This is a genomic window from Vibrio sp. 1978 (assembly GCF_033344345.1).
Window position 1 is genome coordinate 377,720 of sequence record NZ_JAWPOP010000002.1, and the last position, 7,979, is coordinate 385,698.

Annotated in this window: 12 protein-coding genes; 6 read left to right on the plus strand and 6 right to left on the minus strand. The window is 44.8% G+C overall.

Annotated features, from left to right (window positions below; genetic code table 11):
- Positions 1-5: 5 nt before the first annotated feature.
- Complete coding sequence (bamC, locus tag R8N49_RS03685; protein ID WP_005380424.1) at positions 6-1,025, plus strand: outer membrane protein assembly factor BamC; 1,020 nt, start codon at positions 6-8, stop codon at positions 1,023-1,025.
- Between the two features lie 106 nt (positions 1,026-1,131).
- Here bamC and R8N49_RS03690 read toward each other — a convergent pair whose 3' ends face one another.
- From R8N49_RS03690 to R8N49_RS03705, 4 genes are read right to left on the minus strand one after another with little or no spacing between them, the layout of a single operon-like run.
- Positions 1,132-1,335, minus strand: a complete 204-nt coding sequence (locus R8N49_RS03690) for a DUF2897 family protein (RefSeq protein ID WP_005380425.1) — start codon at positions 1,333-1,335, stop codon at positions 1,132-1,134.
- Positions 1,332-2,030 carry a M15 family metallopeptidase gene (locus R8N49_RS03695; RefSeq protein WP_025768261.1) on the minus strand — a complete coding sequence of 233 codons (699 nt, stop codon included), beginning with the start codon at positions 2,028-2,030 and terminating at the stop codon, positions 1,332-1,334. The genes R8N49_RS03690 and R8N49_RS03695 overlap by 4 nt, the downstream gene beginning before the upstream one ends.
- Positions 2,031-2,044: 14 nt before the next feature.
- Entirely contained in the window at positions 2,045-3,181 is a 1,137-nt protein-coding gene (dapE, locus tag R8N49_RS03700; RefSeq protein WP_318189863.1) for a succinyl-diaminopimelate desuccinylase, read from the minus strand.
- 18 nt (positions 3,182-3,199) lie between these two features.
- Positions 3,200-3,550 carry an ArsC family reductase gene (locus tag R8N49_RS03705; RefSeq protein ID WP_005380431.1) on the minus strand — a complete coding sequence of 117 codons (351 nt, stop codon included), beginning with the start codon at positions 3,548-3,550 and terminating at the stop codon, positions 3,200-3,202.
- Between the two features lie 291 nt (positions 3,551-3,841).
- Here R8N49_RS03705 and R8N49_RS03710 point away from each other — a divergent pair, with 291 nt between their 5' ends.
- Positions 3,842-4,129 carry a winged helix-turn-helix domain-containing protein gene (locus R8N49_RS03710; protein ID WP_005380433.1) on the plus strand — a complete coding sequence of 96 codons (288 nt, stop codon included), beginning with the start codon at positions 3,842-3,844 and terminating at the stop codon, positions 4,127-4,129.
- 34 nt (positions 4,130-4,163) lie between these two features.
- On the opposite strand, the gene R8N49_RS03715 is transcribed toward R8N49_RS03710, so the two are convergent.
- Both R8N49_RS03715 and R8N49_RS03720 read right to left on the minus strand, forming a co-directional pair.
- Positions 4,164-4,496 carry a DUF4156 domain-containing protein gene (locus tag R8N49_RS03715; protein ID WP_005380435.1) on the minus strand — a complete coding sequence of 111 codons (333 nt, stop codon included), beginning with the start codon at positions 4,494-4,496 and terminating at the stop codon, positions 4,164-4,166.
- A 3-nt stretch (positions 4,497-4,499) separates the two neighbouring features.
- Positions 4,500-4,853: a DUF2956 domain-containing protein gene (locus R8N49_RS03720; RefSeq protein WP_318189864.1), complete on the minus strand. Its 354-nt coding sequence runs from the start codon at positions 4,851-4,853 to the stop codon at positions 4,500-4,502.
- Positions 4,854-4,997: 144 nt separating this feature from the next.
- Between R8N49_RS03720 and R8N49_RS03725 the strand changes: the two genes are divergently transcribed.
- The 4 genes from R8N49_RS03725 to R8N49_RS03740 all read left to right on the plus strand — a co-directional run.
- Entirely contained in the window at positions 4,998-5,483 is a 486-nt protein-coding gene (locus R8N49_RS03725; RefSeq protein ID WP_025768263.1) for a DUF2919 domain-containing protein, read from the plus strand.
- Between the two features lie 46 nt (positions 5,484-5,529).
- Positions 5,530-6,432, plus strand: a complete 903-nt coding sequence (locus R8N49_RS03730; protein WP_025768264.1) for a Dyp-type peroxidase — start codon at positions 5,530-5,532, stop codon at positions 6,430-6,432.
- Positions 6,433-6,575: 143 nt separating this feature from the next.
- A complete protein-coding gene (locus R8N49_RS03735) occupies positions 6,576-7,715 on the plus strand; it encodes a flagellin (RefSeq protein WP_042521439.1) in 1,140 nt (379 codons plus the stop codon).
- Positions 7,708-7,979: hypothetical protein (locus R8N49_RS03740; protein ID WP_318073604.1), on the plus strand; the 272-nt coding region annotated here is incomplete at its 3' end. The genes R8N49_RS03735 and R8N49_RS03740, both read left to right, overlap by 8 nt.

Consider the following 7,979-nt stretch of genomic DNA (forward strand, 5'->3'; position numbering starts at 1 on the left):
TATAGATGAAGCTTTCAAGCCAGTTAGTGTTAAGTTCATTAGCTGTATTCGTATTGACTGCCTGTTCAGGTGGTGCCAATCAACGTCGTCAAGCAAAAGATGACTTCGAGTATTTGAACTCCCCAAATTTGGGTGAGTGGAATGTCCCACAGGGTGCACAGCCTCAGTTTTACCCTAACTACGAGATCCCTCAGGGTAACTACGCTGGTGGTGTAGGTAAAGATGTCGACATTCGTCCACCTCAACAAGTCCTAGAGCTTATTCCCGGTGCACGTCTAGACCGCAGTAGTGATGGTGAAGTGACACTTTGGCTACTTCGTAAAGATGAACTAGATAAAGTTTGGCAAACGGTGCAAAACATGGTCGCGGCCAACGAGATTCCAGTTGAAAGCCAAACAGACTCTCGCATCGAGACAGGATGGGTGACTTGGGATTCGCCAGATGAAGAGCTAGAAATTGGCAGCCGATATGAAATCGTACGCGCTGAAGCAAATGGTCGACACGGCTTTAAGGTGAGCCTTATTGACTGGCGTGAAGGCAATCAAGTGAAAGAAGTAACGGCGACCAACCGTGAGCGCTACAATGTGTTCATGACGAACTTGGTCACCGCTCGCTACGATCAAGAAGTGCGTGAAGAAGCACAGCGTAAAGCGCAAGAGTTGGTTAAACAGATCCCAATCACAATGGGTAAAGACCGCAGCGGACTTCCTGTGATTATCGCGCGTGCGCAATACAACATGCTTTGGCAACGTCTGCCTAATATTCTACCTAAGATGGGCTTTAAGATTGAAGAGCGTAGCCAGTCTCAGGGCACAATCACTGCGAAATATGCATCTCCGGATGATGAATTCTGGAACGATATCGGCGTTAAACCAGTGGAGTTAGCCGCTGGTAAGTACACATTCTTACTTGGTGATTTAGGCAACCGTACGTCTATCAATATCACCGACTCCTCTGGCAAGCCAGTAGAAGAAGAGTTTTTGAAATCACTAGCGCCTGTATTGGCTGCAACAGTGAAGCAGTAAACAAAGCGAGCTTAACGCGGCGTGTTTACTTAATGATAGAAAAGGGACCTAGTGGTCCCTTTTTTGATGTTTAGATTAAATGTGTCGAGATGAAGCTGGTGAGTAACTAACGAGGCTCGTTTTTGTTTTTATCTTCTTCAGCGTAGCGCTGTTTATCCAATGTGTTCAGCTTATCTAAATCGTTCTTACGGCTTTTATCCATCTGACCAAACTTCATTTTTGCGGTATATTTGAGTGCGGCAATATTACCAATGACCACGCTCAACACTACAATAATAATGACCCAAGGATTGGTTAGTATTTCTATCATAGAGCCTCCGGCGGCGTGATATTGTGAATAAATTTGGCAACGACGTTATCCAAATTATTCAGTATGACGTCAATCCCTGCAATGTTGTCGGTCTGATTTTGTTTAATCAACTGGCTTCTGAGTACATCAAGCGTCAACTGCTCGAGGCATTGCTGCCCGACAGCGCGGTGACTAATGTGCCAAGGCTCAATCGAAACGCCACCTAAATCATGCTGATAAGGGAAGAAGAAACCGAACCGACCAAGGTTGGCTTTTAACCATTGGTAGAACGCTTGTTGGTGGCCTTCAAGATACTCCCAAGGTTCCAACTTGAGTTTGGTGTCAGCAGGCAATAAATTGCGCGCATAGACATCAAAATCACAACCCCAATGATGACGACTTCCTCCGGGCAATGCCGACCAGCGCAAAATGGCCATCAATTTCTCTTCGTCATTTAACTCTGCTTTATTCAAAGGGCGGGAGTTTATGTCGAGAATTGGCAACTCACCAGAAAACTTCCCGTTCCAGATGGCTTTTTGGCGATTAAAGTCACGAAAACCACTGGCGATTTCCATTTTGAAACCTGCTTCGGTTGCGGCATTAATCATCTTCAATAAGTCATTGACTACTTTAGGGTGAAGCATAAATGCCTTTTGCCCCACTAGTGTGGATTGAAGATGGGAATCAGTGATTCCGGTGAGTTGCTCTGGTGTCATTGTGTTCTCGCTGATTACTTCGCCAATAGGTGTTTCAACGTGTTTTCGTACATGTCCGTCAACTTTTCAAGATCGTCGACTTTCACACACTCGTTCACTTTATGAATCGTAGCGTTAACAGGGCCTAACTCTACGACTTGACCTCCCATTCGAGCAATAAAACGACCATCAGACGTACCGCCAGTTGTAAGTAGCGCTGGCTTCGTATCATTGACTTCAGCCACAGCAGCTACAACCGCGTCTAGCAGTGCGCCCGTATCGGTCAGGAATGGGTCACCGTTGAATGTCCATTTTAGGTCGTAGTCCAGCTCATGCTTGTCCAATGTTTCGGTAACACGCTGAACAATTGCGTCATTGTTAAGCTCAGTACTAAAACGTAGGTTGAACTGAACATGGAACTCGCCAGGAATAACGTTAGACGCACCAGTGCCAGCCGATACATTCGGGATCTGGAAACTAGTCGGTGGGAAGTAATCATTCCCTTTGTCCCATTCTGTCGTCGCGAGTTCATGAATCGCGAGTAGAGACTCGTGCACTGGATTGCTGGCTAGGTGAGGGTAGGCCACGTGGCCTTGTGTTCCTTTTACCGTTAAATCACCAGTGATGGATCCACGGCGTCCATTTTTCACTACATCGCCAACCACGTCGGTGCTGGATGGTTCACCAACAATACACATATCGATGTTCTCACCACGTTCCATCAACGTTTCTACAACGCGGACGGTACCGTTGATAAATGGCCCTTCTTCATCCGACGTAATTAAGAAGCCAATTGAGCCTTTGTGATCTGGGTTTTCGGCGATAAAGCGTTCAACTGCAGCAACCATAGCGGCGAGTGACCCTTTCATGTCAGCTGCGCCGCGGCCATGCAAGTAACCATCAATAATGGTCGGTTCAAACGGATGTGTATTCCAGTGTTCCAATTTGCCAGCTGGTACCACATCGGTGTGGCCAGCAAACGCAAATAGCGGCGCTTCTGAACCACGTCGAGCCCAGAAGTTCGTGGTGTCTTCAAATACCATCACTTCAATTTCAAACCCGAGTGCTTTTAAGCGCTCGATCATCAAATCCTGACAACCTGCGTCTTCCGGCGTTACGGACTGTCTACTGATCAGATCTTTAGCAAGTGCCAATACTGGACTGTCTGTCATCCTTGAGTATTCCTTTATTTAAGAGTTGAAAATGCTAGCGTATTGATCAGCTTTAAAACCGATATGAAGTTGATCATTCACTTTTAAAATTGGGCGTTTAATCATCGCAGGGTTTTCTACCAAAAGAGCGATGGCGTTTTCCTCGTTAAGTGTGTCTTTCTGCTCTTGCGCTAATTGGCGGTAGGTTGTGCCACGTTTATTGAGCACCTGTTCCCAACCTAAAGCGCGACAAAATTCACTTACCATTTCTGCATCAATGCCTTGCTTACGGTAGTCATGGAAGTCGTAAGCAATATCCTCGGCTTCTAACCATTTCTTGGCTTTTTTGATCGTATCGCAGTTGGGAATACCAAACATGGTAATCGACATAGTGTTTCCTTTTTCTTTGTTCTATTTTTCACTGGCGCGGTTAAGACGCACTTAAGTGATTTGGGCTGTTAAAGCATCCTATCAAGAAGCAATCAAACTGACAAAATGCGGTGGAAAATATTTTCAGATAGATTGAGATAACTAATGTCACATAACTTATTTACGATGAATGCGCTATAAATCGAATAAAAATTCGTCTAAATCAAATGGAAAAGTCGAGTTATTGATCAAACGCAACACCTCGCTGAGCAAAAACGAAATAATGAATCAGCACAATTTTAGGAGGTGTCAATGGAATTGAGTCCTGTTTTTGCAAGGCGGCTATATTTGGCCTTGTTGGTGGAAAACCTAGAAAGGCCGAATGTGCCAAAGTTGATCGAAAAAACGGGGTGGCCTCGTCGTACTATTCAAGATGTACTCAAGGCGTTACCTGGGATCGGCATTGAACTCATATTCGTTCAAGATGGCCGACGTCATAATGACGGCTATTATCAACTTTCAGATTGGGGGCCTTTTGATAGCCAATGGGTTCTAGAGCGGGAGAGAGATATCGCTAGCAGTCTTGGATTTCGTGCATAAGCCAGCAATTGCTGGCTTTTTTCATATTCAGGCCTCATCCATTGCAGCGGTAGGCGGAACCCAGTACGCTAAATGAAGTGATAAAATCTTGTGGGGAAACCATAAAAACGGTGTCCGCATCGATAGCCGCTGCATTGTTTTTTAAATCGTTCATCGCGCCTTGCATCATCGCGTCATTAGTCATGAAAATGTAGTTATACCAATGGCCTTCACTTCCGGTGACTTCGCCTTTGTATTCGCATCGCTCAGGGTCGAATTGCGCGTCAATGCGAATATGAACATCTTGACTTTGAGCATGAGTAAGGTGAGATGGCATCGTGCAACCCGTTAGAAGCACGACAAAAAGTCCAAGTAACAGGCGTTTCATTAGCTATTTCCCCAATACTATGTAAGCAGCAAAGCCAATCCAGCTCAGGGCAAGTAGTGTCCAAGGCAGTTTGCTTGATGAATGGTTTGGCGCATCGTCGGTGATATTGTCTTGTTCGATAATCTCTTCATGCTGACGTTGTTTTTCACGTTGCTGTTTTTTCTTCGCTTTATCGGCTTGGCGGTTGCGCTCTTTTTGTTGTTTCTTGTATTGCGCGATGCCTTTTTCGATACCTTGAGCGATGAGCTTGGTTTGCTCTTTGGTTTGACCGGGCTTTTGCGTGGATTTAGCAATTCTCATCGCTTCGGCTTGTGTTTCTTGAGAAGGCACAGGGGTGGCAGGAGTTCTTTTTTTCATGTTTCTCATCAACGTCGCTGTAAATCTTTGTTTAGTTTACCTGTGTAAGGTGCTGAAATGAACTTCAGTTCTCATCTTTGTTGGCTTGCAACTCTGAAACGATAGGTTAAAGTGACGTTTTTATCACATAAAGAAGAAGATGTTGTGCGCTATTCGTTTGACCAATATGACGCTCATGGATTTTTAAAGGCGCCGATCATTTTATGGGTGGGATGGATGTTTCTTGTGCGTTCATGGGTGGTGTTTGCCATGGCTGGTGTAAGTCGTGATAGTGGCAGTAAGCTACTCGCTATTGTTTACCCAGATTCAAGTACGTTGTATTTAGGTTTGGCGATGGGCATTCCAAGTTTGCTTCTTATGTGGTTAATGGGGCTTCGTCATCCCGACAGAGGATGGGTAAACAGAATTACTCGCTATGGTCGCGAGATCACTTTGATCTTGTGCGGTATTCAACTTGCTCAGACCATGTATCATGTGTACCTAGAACATGGAGTGTTTAATTGGGCAAACGCCCTTACCATTACCTTATTAGCTTGGTTTATGATCTATCTTCTAAATGGAAGATGGGTAAAAGACTGTTTTCATGTGCCACAATTGGCGCACGATGAACAGCAGCATTCAAAGAATTAAAAACAATAACTTCCCACTCTGGGGCAAAGTAATAGAGGAAACCTCAATGTCACAAGCTCAAACGGCGATCGTGCCAGAAGCCGGGCCATTTGCACTGTACACTCAACTCAAAGTGAACCAAAACCGTGAAAACGTATTAGAAAAACTGAAAGCACTGCCAAAGTTGGTGGAAGAGTTAAACATTACCCAGCCGGGTGCAGCGCTGACGCTTTCTATCGCATTCACAAAATCGTTTTGGGAACACCTTAATGTAGACGCGCCAGAAGAGCTTATTGATTTTACTCAACTTGGCGAAGGTGACATCGTTGCTCCAGCAACAGACATAGATGTGCTGATTCACTGTCACTCGACTCGTCACGACTTGCATTTTTACGTGTTGCGTAAGTTCCTAGAAGAGACGGCACAAGATGTCACCATTGTGGACGAAACATATGGGTACCGTTACCTTGATGCTCGTGATATGACAGACTTCATTGATGGCACAGAAAACCCGAAAGGGGAGGCTCGCGCTGATGTGGCTCTAGTAAAAGAGGGCCCATTTGCTGGAGGCAGTTATGTTATGGCTCAGCGCTTTGAACATAACCTTGCCGCTTGGAATCGATTGAATGTCAAAGCGCAAGAAAAAGTGATTGGTCGTACCAAGCCAGACTCTATCGAGCTAGAAGACGTTCCTGCTGCATCACACGTTGGTCGAGTTGATATCAAAGAAGAAGGTAAAGGTTTGAAGATTGTTCGCCACAGCTTACCATACGGGACGGTAACAGGGCCTCATGGCCTGCTGTTTATTTCTTACTGCAATACACTTCATAACATTAAAGTGATGCTAGAAAGTATGTACGGCGTGACAGATGGTAAAACAGACCAAATGCTTCGTTTCACAAAAGCGGTAACTGGTGCGTACTTCTTCGCTCCTTCACAAGAAATGCTCGCAGAGCTAGCCATCAAGTAAGTTCTCAGACTTTATTTCTTAAGCCCTCCAATTGGAGGGCTTTTGTTTTCTATTTCTATTCCAATCTCTTTTCAAAAAACACTAAACTTTTCTGTTACTTGGTCGATAAGTACTCAAAGCCTTAATTTTAGGACTCTTTATTCGTGGCGATCACCGTTAATACCAATGTAGCAGCACTTGTCGCACAGCGTCATTTGACCAGTGCAACGGATATGCTGAACCAATCCATGGAGCGTTTGTCTTCAGGGAAGCGTATTAATAGCGCAAAGGATGACGCTGCGGGTCTGCAAATCTCCAACCGCTTGCAATCACAAATGCGTGGTTTGGATGTCGCGGTACGTAACGCGAATGACGGCATTTCCATCATGCAAACTGCGGAAGGCGCGATGAATGAGGTGACCAATATCATGCAACGTATGCGTGATTTGTCGCTACAGTCAGCCAATGGTTCAAACAGCAAAGCGGAGCGCAATGCACTGCAAGAAGAAGTCTCTGCTTTAAATGATGAGTTAAGTCGTATTGCAGAAACGACCTCCTTTGGCGGACGTAAATTGCTGAATGGCACATTCGGTACATCGTCTTTTCAAATCGGTGCAACGGCTGGTGAAGCGGTACAAATTGGCCTGCGGACCATGCAGCCGGAATCTTTAGGTAGCTTTTCAATGAGCTCATATCAAAGAGTCAGTTCAGATTGGACGGTTCAAAACGGAAATAATGAAATTGTTATCAGCTACCGTGATAACAATTTTGAAGAGCAGGAGATCCGTATTGAAGCTAAAGCTGGCGATGATATAGAAGAACTCGCGACTTACATTAATGGGCAAACCGATAAAGTGAAAGCGTCTGTTAATGAAGAGGGGCAACTGCAGTTACTCATGTCCCACAAGGACGCCATAAAATACCCTGGACCAACCTTCAGTGGTGGCCTGGCTGATGAGTTAGAACTTGGCAAGTATGTCACCGTAAATAGAACGGTAGATAGTATTGATATTAGCACGGTCGGTGGCGCTCAGATGGCGGTCGGTATTTTAGATGATGCTTTGAAAACGGTAGATGGCAGTCGTGCGGAGTTAGGCGCGTATCAAAACCGCTTTAATCACGCGATCAATAATCTAGATAATATCCACGAAAACTTAGCCGCTTCCAACAGTCGTATCCAAGACACTGACTATGCCAAAGAAACTACGCAAATGGTGAAGCAACAGATTTTACAACAGGTCAGTACTTCTATTCTGGCACAAGCAAAACAAGCGCCAAACCTAGCATTGACCTTGCTTGGCTGATGAACGGCCTTGCCCGAATTTAACGCAAAACCTGCCTGTATCGACAATTCGAAAAGAAGCTTTAGCAAAAAATGAAAGTTTTTTTGCTTTTTTATCCGCTTTGTCACGATTACCCCTCCAAACGAATTATTTTCAAAAAAATCTAAAATTTTCTCTAAAGAAAACAGGGTATGCGCCGTTAATAAAAGTAACTTTGAGAGAACTACTTGGTTTTCCGAGACGTCGGAAACCGCTACACCGGAAAATCAATTGGAGAAATCACCA

Excerpts from the sequence above, each read along its gene's own strand:
- R8N49_RS03715 (WP_005380435.1), bottom strand. The coding sequence starts at position 4,496 with ATGAAACGCCTGTTACTTGGACTTTTTGTCGTGCTTCTAACGGGTTGC.
- R8N49_RS03720 (WP_318189864.1), bottom strand. The coding sequence starts at position 4,853 with ATGAAAAAAAGAACTCCTGCCACCCCTGTGCCTTCTCAAGAAACACAA.
- dapE (WP_318189863.1), bottom strand. The coding sequence starts at position 3,181 with ATGACAGACAGTCCAGTATTGGCACTTGCTAAAGATCTGATCAGTAGA.
- R8N49_RS03705 (WP_005380431.1), bottom strand. The coding sequence starts at position 3,550 with ATGTCGATTACCATGTTTGGTATTCCCAACTGCGATACGATCAAAAAA.
- R8N49_RS03695 (WP_025768261.1), bottom strand. The coding sequence starts at position 2,030 with ATGACACCAGAGCAACTCACCGGAATCACTGATTCCCATCTTCAATCC.
- R8N49_RS03730 (WP_025768264.1), top strand. The coding sequence starts at position 5,530 with ATGTCACAAGCTCAAACGGCGATCGTGCCAGAAGCCGGGCCATTTGCA.
- R8N49_RS03710 (WP_005380433.1), top strand. The coding sequence starts at position 3,842 with ATGGAATTGAGTCCTGTTTTTGCAAGGCGGCTATATTTGGCCTTGTTG.
- bamC (WP_005380424.1), top strand. The coding sequence starts at position 6 with ATGAAGCTTTCAAGCCAGTTAGTGTTAAGTTCATTAGCTGTATTCGTA.
- R8N49_RS03690 (WP_005380425.1), bottom strand. The coding sequence starts at position 1,335 with ATGATAGAAATACTAACCAATCCTTGGGTCATTATTATTGTAGTGTTG.